Below are 23,148 nucleotides of genomic sequence, written 5' to 3'. Positions count from 1 at the left end.
GAAATTCAGTCGATCCGAATCATACCAGCGGCCACCGTCTGGTGGCTCACTTCGTCGATCAGGATGAAGGCACCGGTGGCGCGGATGTCCTGATAGGCATCGGCCGCGATGGGCTGCTGCACGTTCACGCTGATGCGGGCGATGTCGTTGAGCTTGAGCGTGTCGGCAGGACGGCGTTCCTGGGTGTTGATGTCCAAGAGCGTATCGACCTTGGCCACGCGCGCGGCTACCTGCTTGGTGGTGTGCTTGAGCCAGTACTTGCGGCGCAGGTCCAGCGGTTCTTCGGAGAGCCAGCACACATCCGCGTTGATGGTCTTCAGGATGGTGGACGGCTGTGCCTCGGCGGCCAGCAGGTCGCCGCGCGAGATGTCCAGGTATTCGTCCAGCAGGAGGGTCACTGACTGGCCGGCCGTGGCCGATTCCAGCGAACCGTCCAGGGTCTGGATGTCCTTGACGGTGGCGCTCTGGCCGCTGGGCAGCACCACCAGCTTGTCGCCCTTGGCCACCTTGCCGGCCTCGATGCGGCCCATGTAGCCACGGAAGTCATTGGCTTCATGGCCGTTGTGGCGTGCTACCAGCTGTACCGGGAAGCGGAAGGCTTCCTCGTGCGCATCTTCATAGACCGACAGCGACTCCAGCAGGGTGATCAGCGTCGGACCCTGGTACCAGGGCATGCGCGCGCTGGCCTCCACCACGTTGTCGCCGGCCAGCGCCGACAGCGGAATGGCGTGCACATCCTTCAAGCCCAGCTGCTGGGCGAACTGCTGGTAAGCGCCGACGATGCGGTCATAGACGGTCTGGTCGTAATCCACCAGGTCCATCTTGTTGACGGCCACGATCACATGCTGGATCTGCAGCAGGTGGGCGATGGTGGAGTGGCGCTTGGTCTGGGTCAGCAGCTCCACGCTGCCATTCTCGCCCAGCTTCACCTTGGACACGTCCACCAGGATGATCACCGCGTCAGCGGTCGAGGCACCAGTCACCATGTTGCGGGTGTACTGCTCATGGCCCGGGGTATCGGCGATGATGAACTTGCGCTTGGGGGTGGCGAAGTAGCGATAGGCCACGTCGATGGTGATGCCTTGCTCGCGCTCGGCTTCCAGGCCATCGGTGAGCAGCGACAGGTCCACCGTGTCGCCCACGGTGCGCTTGTGTTTGGCGCGCGAGATGGCGTCGAGCTGGTCGGCGAAGATGCCCTTGCTGTCGAACAGCAGGCGGCCGATCAGGGTGCTCTTGCCATCGTCCACGGAACCGGCGGTGATGAAGCGCAGCAGGCCGCGTTCGTGCGGTTGCGCGGAGGCCTGGGCCAGTTGTGCTTGGGTTGCGGCGGCGTTCATCAGAAATATCCTTCCTTCTTGCGTTTTTCCATCGAGGCTTCGGACGTCTGGTCGTCCATGCGGGTCGCGCCGCGCTCGGTAATCTGGGTCACTGCGGTCTCGGCGATGATGGCTTCCACCGAAGCGGCATCGGAAGACACCGGGCAGGTGCAGGAGATGTCGCCCACGGTGCGGAAGCGCACGACCTGCTTCTCCACAGTCTCGCCTTCGCGCGCCGGGGTGAGGTCGGTCAGCGGCACCAGCAGGCCATTGCGCGGGATCACCTCGCGCTCATGGGCAAAGTAGATCGAGGGCAGGGCCAGCTTTTCACGGGCGATGTACTGCCACACGTCCAGCTCGGTCCAGTTCGAGATGGGGAAGACGCGCATGTTCTCGCCCGGATGCACGCGGGTGTTATACAGGTCCCACAGCTCGGGGCGCTGGGCCTTGGGGTTCCATTGGCCGAATTCGTCGCGGAAGGAAAAGATGCGTTCCTTGGCGCGGGCCTTTTCTTCATCACGGCGTGCGCCGCCGATACAGGCGTCGAACTTGAATTCTTCGATGGTTTCCAGGAGCGTCACGGCTTGCGCAGCGTTGCGCGAATCGGTTTGCGGATTGCGCAGGCGCACGGTGCCGCGCTTGATCGAATCTTCCACCGAACGCACCACCAGGCGCTCGCCCAGTTCAGCGGCGCGGCGGTCACGGAATTCGATGACTTCCGGGAAGTTGTGGCCGGTGTCGATGTGCACCAGCGGGAAGGGGAATTTGCCGGGGCGGAAGGCCTTCTCGGCGATGCGCAGCAGCACCACCGAATCCTTGCCGCCGGAGAACAGCAGCGCCGGGTTGCTGCACTCGGCCGCGACCTCGCGCATGATGTGGATGGCTTCCGATTCCAGCCAGTCGAGGTGACGGTTGCTGGCGTTGTCCAAAAAGAGGGTGTCTACCGCAGTGTTCATGCCGGACCTTCCGATGCGTTGCTTGTTTTGCTTTGATTGAATCCTGGTTCAGTTGGCCGCATGCGCCTTGATGCGCACCAATTTGCCGTCGACCACGTGCAGGCCGCATTCCTTGGAGTCGGGATTCTCCCACCACCAGCGGCCGGCGCGAATATCTTCACCGGGCTGGATGGCCCGGGTACAGGGCTCGCAGCCGATGGAAGGGTAGCCTTGGTCGTGCAGAGGATTGTAGGGCACGTCGTTGGCGCGGATGTAGTCCCATACGTCCTGTTCGGACCAGTCGGCCAGGGGGTTGAACTTCTCCATGCCGTGGGCTTCGTCCCGTTCCTGCACGTGCAGTTCGGCCCGTGTGACCGATTGCGCGCGGCGCTGGCCGGTGACCCACGAAGCCTTGCCCTGCAGGGCGCGATTGAGCGGCTCCATCTTGCGGATGTGGCAGCACTCCTTGCGCAGTTCCACGCTGTCGTAGAAGGCGTTGGCGCCGTTCTTCTGCACGTAGGCTTCCACCGCTTCAGGCTGGGGGCGATAGGGCGCGACCTCGTAATGGTAGGTCTCGCGGATGCGGTCCAGCATGCCTACGGTTTCCTTGTGCAGGCGGCCGGTTTCCAAGGTGAAGATGCTGATCTTGTCCTGCAGCTTGCCGCGCAGGATCAGGTCGGTCAGCACCATGTCTTCGGCCGCCAGGCTGGAGGCCAGCGCCGCCGGGGCGTACTCGGCGGCGATGCGTTCCAGCGTGGCCTGGGTCTTGGCGATGAGGTCTTGCAAGCCTGGGGTAGCCATGGGCTGTCCTTCCTTCTTCACAATCTCGGTTCAGCGGTTCAGTCGGCGGTCTGCACGGTTTCGCGCTTGACGCGGCGGAACAGCGGGTTCTTCTCGTCCCAGGAGGTCTGGTACTTCTCGGAGAAGTCGGTCAGGCCCTTGACGGCATCGTGGATGTTCTTGTCGGCACGCACGGCGAAGGCGTCAAAGCCTACGCGCTGCATGTAGAACAGCTGGTCGCGCAGCACGTCGCCGATGGCGCGCAGTTCGCCCGTGTAGCCCAGGCGGGCACGCAGGTTGTAGGCGATGGAATAGCCACGGCCGTCGGCAAACTTGGGGAAGTCCACGGCCACGACCTTGAAGCTGTTCAACTGGCCCTTCAGTTCTTCGGCGCGCTCATCGCTGGCCAGCCAGACGCCAATCTCGGCGCGCGACTTCAGGGCATCGCCCTGGGCCTGCCATACCTTCAGCGGCACGATCACGCGGCCTTGCGGCACGGTCACGGTCTCTGCGGTGTCGCCTTCAGCCAGGCGCAGGACGGTCCAGTCGTCGCTGACGACGGTCTTGTTCTTGATGATTTCAGGCATTTGCGTCTTCTCCTGCGACATACTCGGCCGAACGGATCGGCGTTGCGTAAACGAATTCCTTGAACGGGGTCACACCGATGCGGCGCACGGTGTCGATGAAGCGTTCTTCTTCGGTGCGCTGCTTGACGTACACCTGCAGCAGGCGGTCGATCACGGTGGGCATCTGGGTGGCCGAGAACGAGGGGCCGATGATCTTGCCGATCGACGACTCGTTGCCCTGGGCACCGCCCAGCGACACCTGGTACCACTCGGAACCATCCTTGTCCACGCCCAGGATGCCGATGTTGCCCACGTGGTGGTGGCCGCAGGCGTTGATGCAACCGGAGATGTTCAGTTCGATGTCGCCGATGTCATGCTGGAAGTCGATGTTCTCGAACTTCTCGGCAATGGCCTGGGCGATCGGGATCGACTTGGCATTGGCCAGCGAGCAGAAGTCGCCGCCGGGGCAGCAGATGATGTCGGTCAAGAGGCCAATGTTGGGCGTAGCCAGGCCATGCGACTTGGCAGCCTTCCACAGCGCATACAGGTCGGATTGCTTGACGTCGGCCAGCACCAGGTTCTGTTCGTGGGTCACGCGCAGTTCGCCGAAGCTGTATTGATCGGCCAGGTCGGCCACGAAGTTCATCTGGTCGGCAGTGATGTCGCCCGGGGGCACGCCCGGTTTTTTGAGCGACAGGAGCACGGCGGCATAGCCGGCCTGCTTGTGCGCCTTGACGTTGCGCTTGATCCAGTTGGCGAAGCCACGGTCTTCGGCCTTCAGGCGTTCATATTCCGCATCTACCGCCGGCAGGGTGTCGTAGGCAGGGTCGGTGAAGAACTTGGCCACGCGCTGCAGTTCTTCTTCGGTCAGGGTGGAGGGGCCGTCCTTGATGTCGGCCCATTCGGCTTCGACCTGACGCGCGAATTCTTCAGGGCCGATGGCCTTGACCAGGATCTTGATACGGGCCTTGTACATGTTGTCACGGCGGCCGTGCTGGTTGTAGACGCGCAGGATCGCTTCGAGGTAGGACATGGCGTGCTTCCAGGGCAGGAAATCACGGATCACGCTGCCCAGGATGGGGGTGCGGCCCATGCCGCCGCCGACCAGCACGCGGAAGCCGACTTCGCCGGCTTCGTTCTTGATGACGTGCAGGCCGATGTCATGCACAGCAGTCGCGGCGCGGTCTTCGGCAGCGCCGCTGATGGCGATCTTGAACTTGCGCGGCAGGTAGGCGAACTCGGGGTGGAAGGTGCTCCACTCGCGGATCAGTTCGGCGTAGGGGCGCGGATCGACGATTTCGTCGGCGGCCACACCGGCCAGTTCGTCGGAGGTGGTGTTGCGGATGCAGTTGCCGGAGGTCTGGATGGCGTGCATTTCGACGCTGGCCAGCTGTTCCAGGATTTCAGGCGACTCTTCCAGCTTGATCCAGTTGAACTGGATGTTCTGGCGGGTGGTGAAGTGACCATAGCCGCGGTCGTACTTGACGGCGATCTCGGCAAACTTGCGCAGTTGATTGGAGGCCAGCATGCCGTAGGGAATGGCGATGCGCAGCATGTAGGCATGGCGTTGCAGGTAGAGCCCGTTCTGCAGACGCAGGATGCGGAATTCGTCTTCGGCCAGCTCATCGGACAGGCGACGGCGCACCTGGTCCCGGTATTGTGCAACTCGCTCTTTGACGATCAGGTGATCGTATTGGTCATAGCGGTACATCTTGTCTTCCCTGTTAACGTCTTATGGGCGACCGGATCAGGGTGCGCCCGATTGAAAATGAGCCTACCAAATCAGCTTGACTGCAACGCTCGTCAGCGTAATGGCCAGCAGGCCGCGCAAGAATTTCTCCGGCACCGCTCGCGCCGCGAGCGATCCGATGGTGATGCCCGGCACCGATCCCAGCAACAAGGTCACCAGCAGTTCCCAGTTGATCGAACCCAGCCACCAGTGGCCCAGCGCCGCAATCGCGGTCAGCGGCACGGCATAGGCAATGTCGGTACCGGCAATCTCCGCCGGAGACAGGCGAGGATACAGCAACACGAGCAAGGTCGCGCCCACGGCGCCGGCACCGATGGAAGAAATGGTCACCAGCGTGCCCAGCAGGGCACCGGCGGCGATGGTGGCGTTGGCCAGCGTGGCACCCTGCAGCTGGCGCTGCGGATGGGCATTGAGCCAGGCTTGCATGCGTGCGCGGAAGAGCAGGGCCACCACGGTCAGGAACACCGAGATCGCAATCGAATAGCGGATGGTCAGCGCAATGCCGTCACTGACGGCACCAAAATGCTTCAGAAGCAGGGTGGTCACGAGTGCAGCCGGCAGGGCGCCATAAGAGAGGCGGCGCACCACGTCCCAGCGTACCGTGCCCTTGAATCGGTGGGCCAGGGTGCCGGCAGTCTTGGTCGCGGACGCGAAAGCCAGGTCGGTGCCCACGGCTACCGACGGATGAATGCCGAACAGCAAGGTCAACAGCGGTGTCATGAGCGAGCCGCCACCGACCCCGGTCAGTCCGACCAGCAGTCCTACGGCAAATCCGCTTACTACATAAGAAACAGTCATAACACCTCGCCCATTAGTCTGCGAATCGTAATAAACTTATGTTTCAAACCAAACTACATAGTATTTATTTGCTTATATACGCCTTTGGCATATGGAAATGCGGCAAATGAAGCAGGCAGGGCAGGCGCCGGGCGCCGCCCGCTGACTACGTAGAAGCGAAGGAATTCCCACATGAATCTTCATCAGTTCCGTTTCGTTCGCGAAGCGGTAAGGCAGAACTTCAACCTCACCGAGGCCGCCAAGGCGCTCTACACCTCGCAGCCGGGGGTCTCCAAGGCCATCATCGAGCTGGAAGAAGAGCTCGGCGTGGACATCTTCACCCGCCACGGCAAGCGCATCCGTGGCCTGACCGAGCCGGGCCGGGCGGTGCTGCGCTCGGTGGAGCTGATCATGCAGGAAGTGGATGGCTTGAAGCGCATCGGCAAGGAATTTGCCGCCCATGACAGCGGCAGTTTCACCATCGCCACCACCCACACCCAGGCGCGCTATGCACTGCCCAAGGTGGTGCAGGCCTTCACCCAGAAGTATCCCAAAGTGCATCTTTCATTGCTGCAGGGTAACCCCAAGCAGATCACCGAGATGGTGCGCAACGACCAGGCGGACATTGCCATCGCTACTGAAGCGCTGGCGTCAGGCGAAGGCCTGGTCTCGCTGCCTTGTTATCAGTGGGAGCACGTGGTGGTGGTGCCGCCGGATCACCCCTTGCTGCAGTCCAAGAGCCTCACGCTCGAAGAGATCGCCGGCAATCCGCTCATTACCTATGACTCCGCCTTCAGCGGCCGCAGCAAGATCGACCACGCCTTCTCGCTGCGGCACCTGAAGCCCGACGTGGTGCTCGAAGCCATCGATGCCGACGTCATCAAGACCTACGTGGAGCTGGGCATGGGCGTGGGCATCATTGCCGGCATCGCCTTCGATGCCGAGCGCGACCGAGGCTTGCGTGCCATCCCTGCCGGCCACCTGTTCGGCACCAATGTCTCGCGCGTGGCCCTGAAGCAAGGCGCGTATTTGCGGGGATATGTCTATACCTTCATCGAATTGCTGGCCCCCACCCTCAATCGCAAGCTGATTGCGCAGGTCATGGAGGGGGAGAAGGACATGTATGAACTATAAGTCCCCGCGCTCATAAAGCGCACCAGCCGCAAGCAAAACGGCCGGATCCTTGCAGATCCGGCCGTTTGCGTTTGCAGCGCTCGGCGCAAGCCTTATGCCACCGCCGTGCGCTCCAGGTCGCGGCAGCCATCGAGCAGGAAGGACAAGCCCACCACCAGCACCAGTTCACCTTCGGCCGAACGGGCCGTGCCGGTGATGCCGGCGGTGTGGATGGCGGTCAGCGGCTTGATCACCAGGTCGGCCGTGCCTTCCACCGATTCCACGCCCAGGATGTAGGGATGGGGAACCGCCATGACGATACCCACGCGCTCATTGCCCGGCTCGTAGCCCAGCACGCCGGCCAGGGAGTTGACCGGCAGCGGACGGCCTTGGTCGCGCAGCACCGGGGCGCCGCCGACTTCGTCGAAGGTCTCTGGCAGTTCGACCACGCGCTCCACCACCGCCATCGGCAGGGCCAGCGGGGCACCGGCGCAGCGCACCAGCATGGTCGGGATGATCGACAGTTCGATGGGCAGGCGGATCGAGAACTTGGTCCCCTTGCCAATCGTGGATTCGATGCGGATGGTACCGCGGTGCTTTTCCACCGCCGTCTTGACCACGTCCATGCCCACGCCGCGTCCGGAGACGCTGGAAGCCACTTCCTTGGTCGAGAAACCTGGCAGGAACACCAGCTGCAAGGCTTCATCAGCGGTCAGCGCCTGGTGCTCGTTGATGAGGCCCTTGGCCAGCGCCTTGCTGCGCAGCATGTCGGGGTCCATGCCCTTGCCGTCATCGAAGACTTCGATCATGACGCTGCTGCCGGCCTGCCAGGCGTTGAGCGAGATGGTGGCCTTGTTGGGCTTGCCGGCGGCGGCGCGGTCCACTTCGATGCCGTGGTCCAGCGAGTTGCGCAGCATGTGCACCAGCGGGTCGTAGAGGCTGTCCACCACCACGCGGTCGACTTCGGTTTCGGCACCGGTGATGACCAGGTCCACGTCCTTGCCCAGGTCCTTGGCCAGTTCGCGCACCAGTCGGGGGAATTTCTGGAACAGGCGGCCCACCGGCTGCATGCGGGTCGAAAGCGTGGCGCGTTGCAGTTCGCTGGAGTAGCGCGAGGCGCGGCCCAGGGTTTCGGCCAGGGTCGACATGAGTGCCGCAGCGGTGCCTTCGAACTTGAACTGCTGCAGCTTTTCCAGCAGCACGGCCGCCTGGTTGGCCGCCTGCACCGATTCACCGGCCACTTCCAGCAGGGCATCCAGCTTGACGGCATCGATACGGATGCTTTCTTCCTTGGCTCCGCCTGGGGAGTCGGTGGAGCGGCGATTCTGCTGTGCCGGGGCGGCGGCTTTGGGCTCGCCATCGGCGGCAGCGGCCGGTGCGGCAGCAGTGGGAGCCGCCGCAGGCGCGGCCGGGGCGGCGCTGGCGCTGCTTTCGGCAGCCGCCGGGGCAGCCACGGCAGCACCGGGCACCAGCGCCTGGTACAGCGCGGGCCAGTCCAGTTCGCCATCCTTCATCACGCTGGCACTGCCATCGACGCTGGCCGCAGCAGCGGGAGCCGCCACAGGCGCGGCCGCGGGTGCCGCTGCCGCCGGGGCAGGCGCAGCTGCAGCCGCAGCGGGGGCCGGAGCTTCGCTCTTGCCTTCGATGGCCTGGGTCAGGATATCTTTGAGTTCAGCCGGCATCGAGGCCAGGCTGTCGGGTGCGGCGCCGTTGGACAATTCGTTCAACTGGTCGGCCACGAAGCCGCTGGCCTGCAGTGCCGCTTCGATGGCCAGGGGCGTGACCGGGGCCTTGCCGGTGCGCAGCGCATCGAACAGGTTTTCGGTCAGGTGGCAGGCCGACACCATGGCCGGCAGGTTCACGAACCCGGCGCCACCCTTGATGGTGTGGAATGCGCGGAAGACCGCGTTGAGGATTTCAAGGTCATCAGGATGTCGTTCCAGCGTCAGCAGGTGCTCTTCCACGTTGGTGGCGAGCTCCAACGCTTCAACGACAAAATCCTTGAGCATTTCGTCATCCATTAGAACCCCAGGCTATCGAGTAAGTCGTCCACATCGTCCTGACCCATGGCCGTGCCGCCGACGGACGGACCATTCATCAGGGTGACCGGTTTGTCGGCATCGATCTGAGCCTTGACTTCCGGCGGTGCATTGTCACGCAGCAACTGCGCCAGTTCGCGCTCGGCACTGGCGGTGATGGCCACGATCTTCTTGATCAGCTGGCCGGTGATGTCCTGGAAGTCCTGGGCCATCATGATTTCCAGCATGCGCGCCTTTTCGGCCTCGGTCGATTCCAGCACGGCGTTGGAAAACTTCTGTGAGTCGCCTGCCAGTGCCTTGAATTCGTCGATGCTCATCTGGCCGGCATAGAGTTTGGTCCAGCGGGCATTGATGTCCTTGGCTTGCTCCTGCAGGCGGTCCTGGGCGGGCATGCCCGAATCCAGGGCATTGAGCACCTTGTTGGCGGCCTGCTCGGTGAGGGTGGCGATGTGTTCCAGACGGCTCTGGGCATCCCCGATCTGTTCGGCCACGTCGGTCAGCGAACGGTCATAGCCCAGCTCGCGCATGGAGTCGTGCAGCAGGCGCACGATACCGCCCAGGCGTTCATACATGGGCTTGTCGCTCTGGTCCTCCTGTTCGCTTCCAGCCGCTTCCTCGGTGCCGGCGGCGGCCGCAGCCGCCGGTTCGGCGGTCATGCCCGGTAGCGTCTGCGAGGAAATTTCGTCAAACAATGCTTCCAGATCAACGTCGTCGCTCATGATTACTGATTCTCCCAACAAAGGTGTGCGCTCGTCGGCGCACTGCTGTGCAAAGTTGCCCGTAGGCGGATCTAATGCGTCGTTCCGGGAGGCACAGCCACCACCCCTGCCCCGATATCAGACAAATATCGGCAGCCAGAGGCAGTCTCTGAAGGCCCGCAGACCACGACAACGTTCAGGATGACAAGTAAGGCCGGCTGACTCGCAAAGGTCCACCGGTCGACGATGCCATGGCGCCGAGTATAGGACCGCTTGCGGCCATCTCATCGGCCAAACAGCGAGTGAAATCCCCCATTTGTTTCCATTTTTCGGCCCCAGCACGAAAAATGGATGAACACCACGATTCAAATGTTTTTCGATAGAAAAATCGAATTTGTTCTATATAACAGCACTGAGGATGAATTCTATCCGGCTTTTTCCTGAAAGCAATTGCACTTCCCCCGCTTGTGCTGATTTACATCATCCGGGGCATGCGGCTTGTGGCTGCCACGCTGCACGCCTACAATGGCGCGTTTTTGGTGCCCGCCGGCGTGTCCTCGCCGGCAGTTAAACGGGAAACACGCGCCGGTCCGCCTGTACAGAGCAGCAGGGCCGGCCAAGGTGTACTGCCCCCGCAACGGTAACCAGGTGCCGGTGACGATGCGCTGCGTCTCGCCGGCGAGACGCTCTTCCACGCCACTGTGTTTTTTGCGCGAAGCTTCACTTCGCCACATGGGAAGGCCGAGCGTCATGCCTGCAGTCCGGAGACCGGCCAGAACAGGAGGAGGCCGCACAGCCAATGCTGGTGCGGTTTTCCGTTGATTGCAGCTTGCGGGGAGGCAAGCCGCATTTATTCATTGCTTACTTTTTCATGCATATCGCTATTTTCCAGGCCCGCTGCGGCGGTCCGCGCCCCCGTTTTGCCCTGCGCACCGCCAGCGCGCTGATCCTCTCGGCCATTGCCGCCGCCGGCCATGCTGCCGATGCCAATACCCCATTGTCGGCCGTGGTCGTCTCGGCCTCGCGCTTTCCCAATGACCCGGCGTTTCCGCCGGTGGCGGCCACCGTGATTACCGCCGAGCAGATCCGCGAAGCCGGCATCGACAACGCCAATGAAGCCATCCGCAAGCTGGGTGGCGTCTACGGGCGCCAGAGCCTGTCCGGCCCGCGCGACTTCCCGCTGGACCTGCGCGGCTTTGGCACCAACGGCGATCAGAACATGGTAGTGCTGGTCGATGGCGTGCGCATTTCAGAGAATGAACTGGCCACGCCGCTGCTGTCGGCGATCCCCATCGAGACCATTGAACGCATTGAGATCGTGCGCGGCGGCAGCAGCGTGCTTTACGGCAGCGGCGCCACGGGCGGCACGATCCAGATCATCACGCGGCGTCCGCAGGCCAATGCGGTGCGCGGCACCCTGGTTGGCGAAGTCGGCAGCAACGGCCAGCGCGCCGGGCGGGCAGCGGTTTCGCGCGGCTGGGACAACATGTCCATCGACGCCAGCTATGCCAGGTCGCATGCCGACAACTGGCGCGACAACAGCAAGTCCAACCAGGAAAACCTCAGTACCACCGTGCAATGGTTCGCCAGCGACTGGCGTTTCGGCTTGCGCGCCAATCTCGCGCGCTCTGATTTCGGCCTGCCAGGCAGCCTGACGCAAGCGCAATATGAGGCCAATGCGCGCCAGACCAGCAAGCCGCTGGACCATGGCTCCTATGACAACGACAGCATCACGGCCTTCCTGGAGCGCCGCTTTGGTGCCTTCGACGTGGCGGCCGAGCTGTCGCATCGTGAGAAGATCTCGCGCTCTACCTATGTGAGCAGCGCTTCCACCGCGCAAGCCAATATCCGCACCACCCAGTTCTCGCCGCGCCTGCGCCACGTGCTCGACAGCGGCCGGTGGAAGAACGAGGCCATTGCCGGCGTGGACCTGGCCGAATGGAGTTCGGCCACCAATGCCAGCTATGGCAACAGCGATGCCTCCCAGCATTCGAAGGCGCTGTACCTGCGCGATGAAATCGAGTTCGACCGCAATGCCCGCCTTGCCGGCGGTGTGCGCCGCGAACAGTTCACCCAGCAGAGCGTTTCCGGTGCCTATGGCCGCAGCAGTGCGGTCAACGCCTGGGACTTGCAGGCCAGCTATGCGCCGCTGCCGCTGCTGCGCGGCTTCGTCAAGACCGGCCAGAGCTATCGCCTGGCCACCGCCGACGAGAACGGCTTTACGGCCTTGCCCAGCGGCGCGGTCCTGAAACCTCAGGTTTCGCATGACCTCGAACTGGGTGCGACCCTGGGCAATACGGCGCGCCAGGTGACGCTGCGCTGGTTCCGCCATCGCGTACGCGACGAGCTGTATTACGACCCCACCGCCAACGGCGGCTTCGGCGCCAACAGCAACCTGGCCCCGACCCGTCACCAGGGCGTGGAGCTGGAAGGGCGCGTGCAGCTGACTGAGACGCTCGCCTGGAATGCCACCTACCAGCACATCGACGCCCGTTTCGACCAGGGCGACAACAGCGGCAAGCAACTGGCGCTGGTGCCGGCCAATACGCTGTCGACCCGCCTGAACTGGAAGTCCGGACAGCAAAGCGCCGACATCGGCGCGCGCTGGGTGGACCGCCAGCGCATGGGCAACGACTTTGCCAACACCTGCGCGCGCATGCCGTCCTTCACGACGTTCGATGCCCGCTATGCGGTGCGGGTGAGCGCCTGGGAATTTGCCGTCACCGGCACCAACCTGGCTGATCGGAAGTATTACTCGCAGGCCTATGACTGCAGCGGCGGGTCGGTCTCCGGTATCTACCCGGAGGACGGACGGGCAGTAAAATTCACCGCCCGCTACGACTTCTGATGCTGACCTGACCCTGCCACCGATGCGACGTTACCTGCCCGTGCTGTGCGCCTTGCTGCTGCTGTCCCTGCTGGCCTTGTCGGCGGCAGTGCTGTGCGGCAGTACGGGCTGTTTGCGTCCTTCGGCTTCGGCCGACAATGTGGCGCTGCTGCTGTCGTTGCGCGTGCCGCGCGCGCTGACCGCCTTTGCGGTGGGCGGCGCGCTGGCCTTGTCGGGGGCGCTGATGCAGGTGCTGTTGCGCAATCCGCTGGCCGATCCCTACGTATTGGGCTTGTCGGGCGGCTCGGCGGCAGGAGCCTTGCTGGCCATGTTGGCAGCCCTGCGGCTGGGCTGGCCGGTGCAGGCCGTCACTGCGCCCGGGGCCTTGCTGGGCGCGGGTCTGGCGATGCTGCTGCTGTTCGGGCTGGTGCGTTCCTCGCTGCGGCATTTGGCGGTGTCGCCCTTGCTCTCCAGCCAGCGCCTGCTGTTGACCGGAGTGATGCTGGCCGCAGGGTTTGGCGCCGTCATTTCCCTGGCCTTGTCGATCGCACCGGATGCGCAGTTGCGCGGCATGGTGTTCTGGCTCATTGGCGACCTCGATGATGCGCGCCTGCTGCCGTTGGCAGCGCTGGTGCTGTTGCTGGCGCTGCTGTGGAGCTGGCGCCACGCGCCTTCGCTGAACTTGCTCGCGCGCGGCGACGCTTTTGCGCAATTGCTGGGCGTGCCGGTGCGGGGGCTGCGGGTGATGCTGCTGTGCGTGGCGGCGGCTTGTACTGCCTGCGCGGTGGCCATGGCGGGGACCATCGGCTTCGTCGGGCTGGTGGTGCCGCACGGCCTGCGGCTGCTGCTGGGCAATGACCAGCGCCTGCTGCTGCCGGCGTGCGTGCTGGCAGGCGGGGCGATGCTGGCCCTGGCCGACTTGCTGGCGCGCACGGTGGTGGCGCCTGTCCAGCTGCCGGTGGGCGTGGTCACGGCGCTGGTGGGGGTGCCTCTGTTCCTGTGGCTGCTGGCGAGGAGCCGCCCGTGATGCCCACTCCTCCTGTGCTCTTGCAGGCGCGCCAGCTGACTGTGCGTGCCGGGTCGCGGGCGCTTCTGCAAGGTTTGGATTGGCGTGTGCAGGCCGGAGAATTCTGGTGCGTGCTCGGGCGCAATGGCATTGGCAAGAGCACCCTGTTGCACTCGGTGGCCGGTTTGCATCCGTTTGAGGGTGAAGTGCTGCTGCAGGGGCAAGCCTTGTCGGCCTTCTCGCCATTGCAGCTGGCGCTGCAGCGCGGGCTGGTACTGCAGCACCAGCAGGATGCGTTTTCCCTGCCGGTGCTGGACGCCGTCATGGCGGGCCGCTTCGCCCACGGCGATGGTTGGGGTGGCCCCGGCGCCAACCTCAGCCTGGCGCGGGAAGCGCTGGAGCAGGTCGGCCTGGCCCATCTCGGCGCCCAGGATGTGCTGCGCCTCTCAGGCGGGGAGCGTCAACGCGTGGCGCTGGCGACCTTGCTGGTGCAGTCGCCGGAGATCTATCTGCTGGACGAACCGACCTCCCACCAGGACATCGCCGCGCAGTTGCAAGTCATGCAGTTGCTGCAAGGCCTGGCACAGCAGGGCAAGGCGGTGGTGGCGAGTTGTCATGACATTAATCTGGCACGGCGCTTTGCCTCTCACATTCTGCTGCTTGATGGCACGGATGCCCGGGCCGGCAGCGTGGACACCGTGATGCAGCCGGCCTTCCTGGCCGCGGCCTTCGGCTGCCGGTTTGATCTGCTCGCCAGCCAGCATGGGGTGGTCTTCGTGGCGAGGTAGCGGCGGCGCAAAGACGCAACGGTTGCAAACTGATTCATATTCTCGTACGGCAATATGTTGTATTTCAACAAAAAATCTGAAAAAGTCACCCGCAATCTCTTTACTGATATTTACGTATTCTCATCTCCCGATATAATTTCCCCCGGGGAAAACCCTGACGAAGTTCTGACAATTATTTAGGGAAATCAGGAATGAAAAAGAATATCGCAGCAGCAGTCGCAGCAATCGCAGCAATGATGGCCGCCGGTTCGGTGGCTGCACAGACCGTCGACAGCGGCGTGTACATCGGCCTGGAAGGCGGCATCGCCTCCATCAGCGCCATCGCCACCCCGACCAATGGCGTGAAGACCTCCGAAACCAATGAAGCCGCTGCCCTGCGCGCACTGGTTGGATATCAGATCAACAAGAACTTCGCTGTTGAACTGGGCTACTTCGCTACCGACGATTTCAAGCAAGACGGCACCAACCGCACCGGTACCGTGCGCTACAACGTCAAGGCTGACGTCAAGGGTGCCGATCTGTCCTTGATCTACAAGTTCACCGAATTCGTCCCGGGCCTGTACCTGAAGGCGGGTGCAACCCATTCCAAGGTCTCCGTGTCGTTGAACCAGCCGGCCGGCAACAGCAGCGGTTCGGTGACCGGTACCGGTTACCTGTTCGGCCTGGGCTATGAATTCGCCGTGGCACAGAACGTCGGCATCAACGTCGGCTACACCCGCTTCGAAAAGCTGGGTGGCGAAAGTGAAAACAAGATGAATCTGTACTCGGCTGGTGTGAAGTACAAGTTCTAAGCTTTGCCTGCAGGTTTGCGGGTCTTGAAATCCCTCCCTTGCGGAGGGATTTTTTTCGTCAAGACCCGATGAGTGCCGGTGCAGGGCTCAGGGCGCTGGCGCCGCAAGGCGTGCCTGCTCCAGCTTGCCGCAGACTTCTTGCGCAGCCTCCAGCACCCGGGGGCCGGCGCGGTTGAGCCAATCCGCATTGACCGTGTAGAGCTGTGCCTGGCGTACTGCGCGCAAGCGCGGGAATTGCTTCCAGCGCTCCAGCGGCTGGTCGCGCGCGTCGCCGGCCGTCAGGATCACCTGCGGATCGGCCGCCACGACGGCTTCCACGCTGACCGTGGGCGCCAGTTGCGGCAGGTCGGCAAAGATGTTGCGCCCGCCGCACAGGCGCAGCACGGACGACACCATGTGCGCTCCGTTGAGCGTCATCAGCGGCTGGCTCCAGATCTGATAGAACACGCTCACCGGGGCACGGCCGCGATACTGCGCTTCCAGCTGCTGCCAGCGCGCACGGAAGGCGGCCGCCGTCGCTTGTGCAGTGGCCTCGGTGCCGGCCAGCTGGCCCAGTCGTTCCAGCGACGTAGCGATCATGCCGAAATCGGCCGGCTGGCTCTCGAAGACGGGAATGCCCAGGCTGCGCAGGCGCGCCAGTTGCAGGGGTTTGTTGCCGCTGTGCCAGGCCACGACCAGATCGGGCTTGAGGCTGGCGATGCGCTCCAGGTCGAGCGCGTTGTAGCCGCCCAGGTTGGGCAGGCGGGCAGCTTGCGGGGGATAGTCGCTGTGATTGCTGGCACCGACGATCTGCTCGCCGGCGCCGGCCGCGTACAACAGTTCGGTGACATGTGGTGCCAGGCTGACGATGCGGCGCGCCGGCTGGGGCAGGGTGACGTTCTGTCCCAGGTCATCCTGGACGGTGATGCCGGCGTGGGCTGCGCCGGCCGCCAGCCATCCGGTGAGGGAGAGCAGCCAGGCCGCCAGCGCACGCATGGATCAGATTTCCAGGTTGTCGATCAGGCGCGTGGCACCCAGCTTGGCGGCCGACAGCACGACCAGCGGCGCGCCTTGTTCCATGTCGGCGGCCGTCGGCGGCTGCAGGTCGATGCGCTTGCGCACGGCCACATAATCTGGCTTCCAGCCACGGCCGGCCAGGCGTTCCATGGCCAGTTGCTCGACCAGGGCAACGTTGTGCTGGCCGCCGCGCACTTCATTGGCCACATCGTTGAGCACCTTGTAGAGCAGCGGCGCTTCGGCGCGTTCTTCAGCCGACAGGTAGCCGTTGCGCGAGGACAGGGCCAGGCCGTCGTCGGCGCGGTAGGTTTCGGCACCGACGATTTCGGTCGGCAGGGCGAACTGGCGCGCCATGTTGCGCACAATCATGAGCTGCTGGTAGTCCTTTTTGCCGAACACGGCCACGCGCGGCTGCACGCAGGAAAACAATTTCATCACCACGGTGGAGACCCCGGTGAAGAAGCCGGGACGGAATTCACCCTCCAGGATGTTGCCCAGGTCATTGGGCGGCTGCACGCGGTATTCCTGCGGTTCCGGGTACATGTCCTTTTCGGTGGGGGCGAAGAGGACATAGACGCCTTCCTTCTCCAGCTTTTCGACATCGGCCTGGAAGGTGCGGGGATACTTGTCGAAGTCCTCGTTGGGGCCGAACTGCAGGCGGTTCACGAAGATCGAGGCCACCACCGGGTCGCCGTGGGTACGCGCCAGGCGCATCAGGGACAGATGGCCTTCGTGCAGGTTGCCCATGGTCGCCACGAAGGCGGTGCGCAACTGGCCGCGCAGGTGGTCGCGGAGTTCTTCGATGGAGGAAATGATTTTCATGCGGATTCTCTGGTTACGGGCGGACCGTCGCGTGGCTTGTCGCTCAAGCCTGCGCAGTCCGGCCCCGGTTGCCGGTCGGCTGCGCCCGCTCAGCTGGGCGAGTACGACAGTCTGACATAGATGGGCGCGAAGGCTTCGGCCTGGGTGATTTCGATGAGCGTTTCCTTGGCCAGCTCAAGCAGGGCGATGAAGTTGACCACTACCACCGGTACCCCGCGCGAAGGATCGAAGAGGTCCGAGAACTCGACGAAACGCGCCGACTGCAAACGCCGCAAGATGCCCGTCATGTGCTCGCGCACGGACAGTTCTTCGCGGCTGATGTGGTGATGCTGGGTCAGTTTGGCGCGTTTGAGGATATCGGCCCAGACCGCTTTGAGGTCGTCGATGTCGACCTCGGGCCAGCGCGTGACCACGGTCTGCTCGATGTGGACCTGGGTGCGCACGTAGTCGCGGCCGACCTGCGGCAGCTGGTCCAGTTCCTGGGCGGCCAGCTTGATCTGTTCATATTCCAGCAGGCGGCGCACCAGCTCGGCGCGCGGATCTTCCGGCTCCTCGCCGGGCTCGGCCTTCTTGGCCGGCAGCAGCATGCGCGACTTGATTTCGATGAGCATGGCGGCCATCAGCAGGTACTCGGCAGCCAGTTCCAGGTTCTGCTTGCGGATCTGCTCGACGTATTCCAGGTATTGCGCGGTGACTTGCGCCAGCGGAATGTCGAGGATGTTGAAGTTCTGCTTGCGGATCAGGTACAGCAGCAGGTCCAGCGGACCCTGGAAGGCTTCCAGGAAGACTTCCAGCGCATCCGGCGGGATGTAGAGGTCATTGGGCAGCTGGAACAGCGGTTCGCCGTACAGGCGTGCCAATGCCACGCCGTCGATCACGTCGGGCGTGGTGTCCTGCTGGCCTGCGGGGGTGATGTCGATGGCGTCGGCGCTGGGTTCCGCGCCGGGCTGGCCGGCGGGGTCCAGGCCACCTGCTTGAACCGTCATGCGAACAGCTTAGTGGCTCTGGTAGACGTAGGGCTGCTGGGCCACGCGCGAAGCCTTGTCACGGGCGGACTTGTCCAGGTCCAGCGGTTCCTTGTCCCACAGCAGGGCGCGGCCGGCGCGTTGGGACTCTTCCAGCTTCGGGTTCTTCGTCTTCAGTTCGTCGATGAACTGGGTGATTTCAGATACGTAGGTGGTCTTTTTTCCGAAGAGCATGATATTTTCAGGCCAAATGTTACACAGAAGCCGTATTTTACCTTGTCTTCATCAGGGATAATCAATTACCTATGCGTGAACCCATCTTCACCCGCCTGCGTCGCCACGCCGGTCATTTCGGCGCTTTGCTGGCTGCTTTGGCCATGTTTGGCTGCGACCGCAACGGCAATCCCATTGAGGAGTTCGGTTTGGACAAGCTGCAAAAGGGTGTTTCCAGCGAAGCCGACGTGCGCGCCGTGATGGGCCAGCCCGATACCGTCTGGGAAGACGGTGGCGGGGCCAAAACCCTGGAATACCCCAAGGGACCGGAAGGCATCCGGACCTGGATGTTCCGTATCGGTGCTTCCGGCACCTTGATCGATTACACGCAGGTGCTGACGCAGGAACATTTCGACACCATTCGTCCCGGCATGAGTACCGAGCAGATCCGCCGCGAATTCGGCCGGCCGCGCACCGTGGTGCAGTTCACCCGCAAGAATGAGGAAGTGTGGGACTGGAAGTATCACTACGTGCACGAGGACCGGCTTTTCAACGTGCATTTCGACATCACCACCAAGCAGGTCGTGCGCACCTCGATTTCGGAAATCTCGGGCCACTGAACCCCTGCGGGTTCAGCGTATCCCCGCCCGCATGAACGACTGCACGAACTGCCGCTGGAACAGCAGGAACGCCAGCAGCAAAGGCGCAGAAGTCATCAGCGTGGCCGCCGTGATGATGGACCAGTCCACCCCCTGGTCGGTGGAGGAGAACACCTGCAGCCCCACCGTCAGCGGGCGCGATTCCACCGAATTGGTCACGATCAGCGGCCACAGGAAGTTGTTCCAGTGGGTACTGACCGAGACCAGCCCGAAGGCGATATAGATCGGCTTGGCCAGCGGCACATAGACCTGCATCAGGATCTGCCAGGCCGAGGCGCCTTCCACGGTTGCCGCTTCATCCAGCTCGCGCGGCACCGTCTTGAAGGTCTGGCGCAGCAGGAAGATGCCGAACGCCGAGGCGAAGTAGGGCAGGCCAATCGAGAGGATGGTGTCGCGCAGGCCCAGCAGGTTCATGGTCTGGTAGTTCTCCACGATCAGGATGTCGGGCATCACCATCAGTTGCAGCAGTACCAGCATGAACATCACATTGCTGCCCCGAAAAGTGAATCGGGCAAACGCATAGGCGGCCAGCGTGGCCAGCACCAGCTGCGCCGCCAGGATCATCGTCACCAGCAGGAAGGTGTTGAGGAAATAGCGCGGAAACGGCGCGGCATGCCAGGCGTTGGCAAAATTTTGCAGCGTCAGCGGTGCATCCGGCACGAAGCGGGTGGCGTAGGCGGCCGGATGGAAGGCCGTCCACAGCGCATACAGCAGCGGCAGCAGCCACAGCAGCGCCAGCACCCAGGCAGAGACGGTTTCCAGCGCGCGATGGCGCTCAGCGAAGGGTGAGGTAGGCGCGATCATTGGTAGTGGGTCCTGCGGTCAAGTACACGAAACTTCACCAGCGCAATCAGTCCCAGCAGGGCCAGCAGCACTACCGTCAGGGCTGCGGCGTAGGAAGAATCCCAGAAGGCGAAGCCAACTTCATAGATGTAGTACAGCAGCAGGGAGCTGGCATTGTCCGGCCCGCCCTTGGTCATTACCACGATGTGATCCACCAGGCGGAAGGCATTGATGAGCGCATTGATCAGCACGAACAGCGTGGTGGGCATGAGCAGCGGGAACTGCACGCGCCAGAAGTATTGCCAGCGCGATGCCCCTTCAAGTGCGGCGGCTTCGGCCAGCACCGGCGAGATCTGCTGCAGGGCGGCCAGGTAGAAGATCATGAAGAATCCCGCTTCCTTCCACACCGCCACCACCATCAGCGCACCCAGCACGGTTTGCGGATTGCCCAGCCAGTTGTGCGAGGGCAGGCCCAGCGCACCGGTGATCTGTTCCAGCAGGCCGTATTGCGGGGTATAGAAGAACAGCCAGATATTGGCCACCGCGATCATCGGCAGCACCGTCGGCGTGAAATAGGCCAGGCGCAGCACACCGCGCCCGGCCAGTTTCTCGTTGACCCACAGCGCCATCAGGATGGCCAGGGCGATGGCCAGCGGGATGGTGCCGAGGGCGAACCAGAGGTTGTTGCACAGGGCCTGCCAGAACACCGGGTCCTCCGCCATCAGCCGGTAATTCTCCAGCCCGACGAAGACCGACGGGCGGCCTCCCTTGGGCGTGGAGAAGAAGCTGTGCCAGAGCGTGGCCAGCGCCGGATAGTGCGTGAAGGCGATCAGCAGCACCATGGCCGGTGACAGCAGCAGCCAGGGCAGCACGGAGGAGGGCAGGCGTTTCATCGGCAGGCCTTGTGCAACGGACCGCGCTTAGCGGCCGTAGGCGCGCAGGATGCGCTCGGCTTCGCGCTGGGCATCCTTCAGGGCGGCCTCCGGTGTTTTGGTGCCGGACAGCGCTGCCTGCAGGTTGTCGTTCAGGGCCTTGGTTACGCGCTGGTTGTCGTGGGTGGACAGTTCAGCCACGCCATACTTCATCTGCTCGCGCGCCACGTCGGCGGCCGGGACGTCCTGCAAATATTTCTTCATTTCCGGGGTATCCCAGGCATCCTGGCGCGGGGCCACATAGCCGGTGGCAATGGACCACTGCGCCGCGCGCGCCGGTTCGGTGGCGAAGCGGATGAACTTCATGGCGGCCTGCTGCTCGGCCGGCGAGGTCTTGTTGAAGACGTAGAAGTTGCCGCCGCCGGTGGGGCTGCCAGGGTGCTTGATGCCCGGCAGCATGCCCACGCCGAAGGGGAAGCTGGCGTTGGTGCGGATGTTGGTCAGGTTGCCGGTGGTGGTCCAGACCATGGCAGCCTTCTGCTCCAGGAAGTCCTTGGGTGTGGTGCCCCACTCGATGGAGCCGGCCGGCATCACCTTGTCTTTGGTGGTCAGGTCGACCCAGTGCTGCAGGGCCTGCACGGCGCCCGGCTTGTCGAAGTAGGTCTTGGTGCCGGCGCTGTTCATGAGGATCGTGTCATTGGAAGCGGTCATGGCCTGGAACATCCAGTAGCCGAAGCCGGTGGAAGGAATCTTCACACCCCACTGGCTGACGTTGCCGGCGGCATCGCGCTTGGTCAGCTTCTTGGCGGCTTCCACCATCTCGGTCCAGTTGGCGGGGGCCTTGTCGGGGTTCAGGCCGGCTTCCTTGAACAGGTTCTTGTTGTAGTACATCACGATGGTCGAGCGCTGGAAGGGAATGCCCCAGGTCTTGCCTTCGGTCTGGCTGTTTTCCATGAAACCCTTGTAGAAGCCGTCGATCCACTTCTTGTCTTCGGCGCTGCTGGCCAGGCTGTCGATGGGGACGATGGCGTTCTCGTCGATCAGGGTGAAGAGGTCGGTCGAGAGCAGCACGGCCAGGGTCGGCGGGGTGCCGCCCTTGAAGGCGGTCAGTGCCTTGACGATGCTTTCCTGGTAGGTGCCGGCATAGATGGCCTTGACCTTGATGTCCGGGTTGGCCTTCTCGAAATCGGCCACCATGCTGTCGATGGTCTTGGTGACCGCACCGCCCACGGCGACCGGGTAATAGAAGCTGATCTCGACCGGATTGGCGGCCAGTACCGGTGCACAGAAGGTGGCCGAGACGGCCAGGGCGGCCAGGGACTTGAGGAAGGTTCTACGCATGATGCATCTCCATGAGGTGGAAGGTTGGCTTGCTGCGGAAATCGTCGTGGGGATCAGGAGCGGCGCAGGCCGCTCTCCTGGTCGAAGAAATACTGGTCGCGGGCGTCCCAGGCCAGGTGAACCGTTTCGCCCGGGTTGAACTGGTGTTGCCCCGGCGCGCGCACCAGCAGCGAGGCGTTGCCGATGCGGGCGCCGATGATGGTGTCGGCACCGAAGTATTCGACCGTCTCCACCAAGGCGGGCGCGGTGGCCTCGCTGGCCGCTGCCAGGCGGATGTGTTCGGGGCGCAGCCCGAGTTGCAGGGGTGTCTGGCCGGGCTCCTGCAACACCACGTTGCTACCGGCAATGGCCAGGCCTTGCGCATGCGCTTGCAGGGGCAGCAGGTTCATCGGCGGCGTGCCGATGAAGCGGGCGGCAAAGGCTGTGGCCGGCTGGGCGTAGAGATCGGCGGGCGCTGCGTCCTGTTCGATGCGGCCTTCACGCAGCAGGATCACCTGGTCGGCCATGCTCATGGCTTCGGTCTGGTCGTGGGTGACGTAGACCATGGTCATGTTGAGCTGCTGCTGCAGGGCGCGGATCTCGCGCCGCATTTCCTGGCGCAGCTGCGCATCGAGGTTGGAGAGCGGTTCATCCATCAGGCAGACCGGCGCATCGGCAATGATGGCGCGGCCCAGCGCCACGCGCTGCTGCTGGCCGCCGGAGAGCTGTGCCGGGCGGCGCTCCAGCAGGTGCGACAGGCCGAGAATGTCGGCCACGCGTTTCAGGCGCGACGCATGGCCTGCACGCGGCTCCTTGCGCACGCGCACGCCGAAGAGAATGTTGTCGCGCACGCTCAGGTGCGGGAACAGCGCATACGACTGGAACACCATGGAAATCTGGCGCTGGGCCGGGGGCAGTTGCGTGACATCGCGGCCGCCGATGTGGATGCTGCCGGAAGTGGGTTTGTCCAGTCCTGCGATCAGGCGCAGGGTGGTCGACTTGCCGCAGCCGGAAGGCCCCAGCAGGACGGTGAACTGCCCCGACTTGACCTCGAAATCGATGTTGCTCACCGCCTGGGCTTGACCCCAGTGCTTGCAGACGCCCTGCAAGGAGATGGCTGCCATGCTGGTTT

22 protein-coding genes and 1 riboswitch are annotated in these 23,148 nt (G+C 63.5%); of the genes, 6 read left to right on the top strand and 16 right to left on the bottom strand.

Going from position 1 to position 23,148, the window contains the following annotated elements; translation table 11 throughout:
* Positions 1-5: 5 nt before the first annotated feature.
* The 6 genes from ACLRDN_RS16430 to ACLRDN_RS16405 all read right to left on the bottom strand — a co-directional run bounded on the left by ACLRDN_RS16430 (position 6) and on the right by ACLRDN_RS16405 (position 6,145).
* Positions 6-1,337 (bottom strand): sulfate adenylyltransferase subunit 1, encoded by a 1,332-nt coding sequence (locus tag ACLRDN_RS16430; protein WP_413457152.1) that lies wholly within the window; start codon positions 1,335-1,337, stop codon positions 6-8.
* The gene (gene cysD, locus ACLRDN_RS16425; RefSeq protein ID WP_034335061.1) at positions 1,337-2,272 is read right to left on the bottom strand and encodes a sulfate adenylyltransferase subunit CysD; all 936 of its coding nucleotides are present in this window, start codon (positions 2,270-2,272) and stop codon (positions 1,337-1,339) included. Before cysD ends, ACLRDN_RS16430 begins: the two co-directional genes overlap by 1 nt.
* A gap of 48 nt (positions 2,273-2,320) precedes the next feature.
* A complete protein-coding gene (locus ACLRDN_RS16420) occupies positions 2,321-3,052 on the bottom strand; it encodes a phosphoadenylyl-sulfate reductase (protein ID WP_413457151.1) in 732 nt (243 codons plus the stop codon).
* Between the two features lie 38 nt (positions 3,053-3,090).
* Positions 3,091-3,618 (bottom strand): DUF934 domain-containing protein, encoded by a 528-nt coding sequence (locus ACLRDN_RS16415; protein ID WP_413457150.1) that lies wholly within the window; start codon positions 3,616-3,618, stop codon positions 3,091-3,093.
* Positions 3,611-5,308, bottom strand: coding sequence for a nitrite/sulfite reductase (locus ACLRDN_RS16410; protein ID WP_413457149.1), 1,698 nt, complete (start codon positions 5,306-5,308; stop codon positions 3,611-3,613). Before ACLRDN_RS16410 ends, ACLRDN_RS16415 begins: the two co-directional genes overlap by 8 nt.
* A gap of 63 nt (positions 5,309-5,371) precedes the next feature.
* Positions 5,372-6,145: a sulfite exporter TauE/SafE family protein gene (locus ACLRDN_RS16405; RefSeq protein WP_039784894.1), complete on the bottom strand. Its 774-nt coding sequence runs from the start codon at positions 6,143-6,145 to the stop codon at positions 5,372-5,374.
* Between the two features lie 171 nt (positions 6,146-6,316).
* On the opposite strand from ACLRDN_RS16405, the gene ACLRDN_RS16400 reads away from it, so the two are divergent.
* Entirely contained in the window at positions 6,317-7,258 is a 942-nt protein-coding gene (locus tag ACLRDN_RS16400; RefSeq protein ID WP_088753255.1) for a CysB family HTH-type transcriptional regulator, read from the top strand.
* Positions 7,259-7,350: 92 nt separating this feature from the next.
* Here the strand turns inward: ACLRDN_RS16400 and ACLRDN_RS16395 are convergent, their stop codons facing one another.
* The gene (locus tag ACLRDN_RS16395; protein WP_413457148.1) at positions 7,351-9,258 is read right to left on the bottom strand and encodes a chemotaxis protein CheA; all 1,908 of its coding nucleotides are present in this window, start codon (positions 9,256-9,258) and stop codon (positions 7,351-7,353) included.
* Entirely contained in the window at positions 9,258-9,995 is a 738-nt protein-coding gene (locus ACLRDN_RS16390; RefSeq protein ID WP_413457147.1) for a protein phosphatase CheZ, read from the bottom strand. The genes ACLRDN_RS16395 and ACLRDN_RS16390 overlap by 1 nt, the downstream gene beginning before the upstream one ends.
* Positions 9,996-10,494: 499 nt before the next feature.
* Positions 10,495-10,766: riboswitch (cobalamin riboswitch) on the top strand.
* A gap of 79 nt (positions 10,767-10,845) precedes the next feature.
* On the opposite strand from ACLRDN_RS16390, the gene ACLRDN_RS16385 reads away from it, so the two are divergent.
* The 4 genes from ACLRDN_RS16385 (at position 10,846) to ACLRDN_RS16370 (ending at position 15,386) form a co-directional block, all read left to right on the top strand.
* Positions 10,846-12,822 (top strand): TonB-dependent receptor, encoded by a 1,977-nt coding sequence (locus tag ACLRDN_RS16385; RefSeq protein WP_413457146.1) that lies wholly within the window; start codon positions 10,846-10,848, stop codon positions 12,820-12,822.
* 22 nt (positions 12,823-12,844) lie between these two features.
* Entirely contained in the window at positions 12,845-13,828 is a 984-nt protein-coding gene (locus tag ACLRDN_RS16380; protein ID WP_413457145.1) for a FecCD family ABC transporter permease, read from the top strand.
* On the top strand, positions 13,828-14,595 hold the full coding sequence (locus ACLRDN_RS16375; protein WP_413457144.1) for an ABC transporter ATP-binding protein: 768 nt from the start codon (positions 13,828-13,830) through the stop codon (positions 14,593-14,595). The genes ACLRDN_RS16380 and ACLRDN_RS16375 overlap by 1 nt, the downstream gene beginning before the upstream one ends.
* Before the next feature lie 191 nt (positions 14,596-14,786).
* The gene (locus ACLRDN_RS16370) at positions 14,787-15,386 is read left to right on the top strand and encodes an outer membrane protein (protein WP_413457143.1); all 600 of its coding nucleotides are present in this window, start codon (positions 14,787-14,789) and stop codon (positions 15,384-15,386) included.
* Between the two features lie 87 nt (positions 15,387-15,473).
* Here ACLRDN_RS16370 and ACLRDN_RS16365 read toward each other — a convergent pair whose 3' ends face one another.
* The 4 genes from ACLRDN_RS16365 to ACLRDN_RS16350 form a co-directional block, all read right to left on the bottom strand.
* Positions 15,474-16,361, bottom strand: coding sequence for a cobalamin-binding protein (locus ACLRDN_RS16365; RefSeq protein WP_413457142.1), 888 nt, complete (start codon positions 16,359-16,361; stop codon positions 15,474-15,476).
* Positions 16,362-16,364: 3 nt separating this feature from the next.
* A complete protein-coding gene (gene panC, locus ACLRDN_RS16360; protein WP_413457141.1) occupies positions 16,365-17,204 on the bottom strand; it encodes a pantoate--beta-alanine ligase in 840 nt (279 codons plus the stop codon).
* Between the two features lie 89 nt (positions 17,205-17,293).
* Positions 17,294-18,190 (bottom strand): segregation and condensation protein A, encoded by an 897-nt coding sequence (locus tag ACLRDN_RS16355; protein ID WP_134222841.1) that lies wholly within the window; start codon positions 18,188-18,190, stop codon positions 17,294-17,296.
* A 9-nt stretch (positions 18,191-18,199) separates the two neighbouring features.
* Positions 18,200-18,403, bottom strand: coding sequence for a DUF3460 family protein (locus ACLRDN_RS16350; protein WP_034337181.1), 204 nt, complete (start codon positions 18,401-18,403; stop codon positions 18,200-18,202).
* A 71-nt stretch (positions 18,404-18,474) separates the two neighbouring features.
* On the opposite strand from ACLRDN_RS16350, the gene bamE reads away from it, so the two are divergent.
* Positions 18,475-19,002 carry an outer membrane protein assembly factor BamE gene (gene bamE, locus ACLRDN_RS16345; protein ID WP_413457140.1) on the top strand — a complete coding sequence of 176 codons (528 nt, stop codon included), beginning with the start codon at positions 18,475-18,477 and terminating at the stop codon, positions 19,000-19,002.
* Positions 19,003-19,014: 12 nt separating this feature from the next.
* Here the strand turns inward: bamE and ACLRDN_RS16340 are convergent, their stop codons facing one another.
* From ACLRDN_RS16340 to ACLRDN_RS16325, 4 genes are read right to left on the bottom strand one after another with little or no spacing between them, the layout of a single operon-like run.
* Entirely contained in the window at positions 19,015-19,845 is an 831-nt protein-coding gene (locus ACLRDN_RS16340; RefSeq protein ID WP_209535709.1) for a carbohydrate ABC transporter permease, read from the bottom strand.
* Positions 19,842-20,717, bottom strand: a complete 876-nt coding sequence (locus tag ACLRDN_RS16335) for a carbohydrate ABC transporter permease (RefSeq protein ID WP_209566932.1) — start codon at positions 20,715-20,717, stop codon at positions 19,842-19,844. The genes ACLRDN_RS16340 and ACLRDN_RS16335 overlap by 4 nt, the downstream gene beginning before the upstream one ends.
* A gap of 27 nt (positions 20,718-20,744) precedes the next feature.
* Positions 20,745-22,037 carry an ABC transporter substrate-binding protein gene (locus ACLRDN_RS16330; protein ID WP_413457139.1) on the bottom strand — a complete coding sequence of 431 codons (1,293 nt, stop codon included), beginning with the start codon at positions 22,035-22,037 and terminating at the stop codon, positions 20,745-20,747.
* A gap of 53 nt (positions 22,038-22,090) precedes the next feature.
* A complete protein-coding gene (locus tag ACLRDN_RS16325; protein ID WP_413457138.1) occupies positions 22,091-23,140 on the bottom strand; it encodes an ABC transporter ATP-binding protein in 1,050 nt (349 codons plus the stop codon).
* Positions 23,141-23,148: the final 8 nt, after the last annotated feature.

This window comes from Herbaspirillum huttiense (genome assembly GCF_047300815.1).
GTDB lineage: Bacteria > Pseudomonadota > Gammaproteobacteria > Burkholderiales > Burkholderiaceae_D > Herbaspirillum > Herbaspirillum huttiense_A.
The sequence above is the reverse complement of the archived record's forward strand: the minus strand, read 5'-3'. Positions and strand labels throughout refer to the sequence as shown.